This is a genomic window from Psychrobacter sp. 1U2 (genome assembly GCF_051847575.1).
On the sequence record NZ_JBPYDC010000118.1, the window covers coordinates 1 to 1,742 of the forward strand.

1 protein-coding gene is annotated in these 1,742 nt (G+C 43.3%); it reads right to left on the bottom strand.

Annotation, left to right across the window (positions count from 1 at the left end):
* Positions 1-280: 280 nt before the first annotated feature.
* Positions 281-1,462, bottom strand: coding sequence for a thiolase family protein (locus ACS8FD_RS13660; RefSeq protein WP_439262887.1), 1,182 nt, complete (start codon positions 1,460-1,462; stop codon positions 281-283).
* Positions 1,463-1,742: the final 280 nt, after the last annotated feature.

Consider the following 1,742-nt stretch of genomic DNA (forward strand, 5'->3'; position numbering starts at 1 on the left):
TAGAAGCAAGGTAGCAAAATGTGCAACTGACGTAATTGCATGTAATAGGCTGTAAGTGTCATAACATCAATTGGGTATAAGTTAACGCATTTTTACACACATAAATATTAACCATATTGTTGTATGCCATGCACACAAAAAAAACCGTACTATTGATTAATAGTACGGTTATGGAGTTATCAGTATCAAAATGATAAGTATTACACAGTCATCTGACTAGATGCATTGTGACGACATATCCAATAGCGTCATAATAAAAGCTTTTGACAATGTCTTTTGATTAAGACAACTCAATAGCTACTGCTACCGCTTCACCGCCACCGATACATAAGGTTGCAATACCTTTTTTGCCACCAGTGCGCTGTAATGAGTTGATAAGCGTGATCAGGATACGAGCGCCTGAGCAACCTACAGGATGACCTAAAGCGCAAGCACCACCTTCGATATTGACTTTGGCATGGTCAATACTCACTGCATCCATAGTCGCCATGGTGACCATCGCAAAGGCTTCGTTGATCTCCCAAAGATCGACGTCTTCAACTGACCAATCTGCGTTAGCCAATACTTTTTCGATCGCACCAATCGGAGCAATGGTAAACTCACTTGGATGACGAGAGTTAGAGGCAGTCGCAATAATACGAGCTTGGTAGTCTAGACCTTCAGACTGCGCTTGTGACTCTTTCATCATCACGACAGCAGCAGCACCGTCTGAGATTGAGCTGGCATTAGCTGCAGTGATGGTGCCTTCTTTGGCGAACGCAGGACGTAGGTTAGGAATACGATCTGCATTAGAAAGACCTGGCTCTTCATCATCCTCGACCGTTTGTTCGCCTTTACGAGTCTCAAAAGTGACAGGCTCAATCTCGTTTTTAAAATGACCATCTTTGATCGCAGTCAACGCACGATTTAGTGATTCAATCGCAAACTCGTCCATTTGTTCACGCGTATAGCCTTTTTCATCGGCCATCTCTTGCGCAAACTGACCCATCAAGCGACCAGTCTCTGCATCTTCTAAACCATCTAAGAACATATGGTCTTTGACTTCTTTATGCCCCATGCGATAGCCACCACGTGCCCCTGGCATAATATATGGCGCATTAGTCATCGACTCCATACCACCAGCGACAGCCACATTAAAGCTACCTGCTTTGATACCATCATGCGCCTGCATAACCGCTTTTAGACCCGAACCACAAAGTTTGTTGATCGTCACGGCGCCAGTCTCATCAGGTAGACCTGCCTGACGCATGGCTTGACGAGCAGGGCCTTGACCCAATCCAGCGGTCAAGATACATCCCATAATGACTTCATCAATATTGTCACTGCTCACACCTGAACGTTCAACGGCTGCTTTGATAGCTGTCGCACCTAACTCTGTAGCACTGACATCTTTTAAAGCGCCTTGAAAACTGCCCATTGGCGTACGCGCACCATTAATAATTACAATTGCATCGTTCGACATCGTTATTCTGCCTCATTTACCTGTTTTAAATTAAAACTCAGCGCTTTAGATGAACACTGTGCCTCACTAATCGTTAATAAAGAATCATTATTATAATGTGCATTGTTAAGATAAAAATCAAGGTTTACTAAGATAACTCACTGGTCACTACTGATTTATATCATCAGGCCAACTCGTCTAAGCGAATACGGACGACTTTATCAGCAACCGCAGTCAATTTTTCGATCTTTTCAATCGCCAGATTCATCTGACTTTCAATGACTGGTAATGTCAAAATAAT

Coding starts and splice junctions, on each gene's coding strand:
- ACS8FD_RS13660 (WP_439262887.1), bottom strand. CDS start 1,462: ATGTCGAACGATGCAATTGTAATTATTAATGGTGCGCGTACGCCAATG.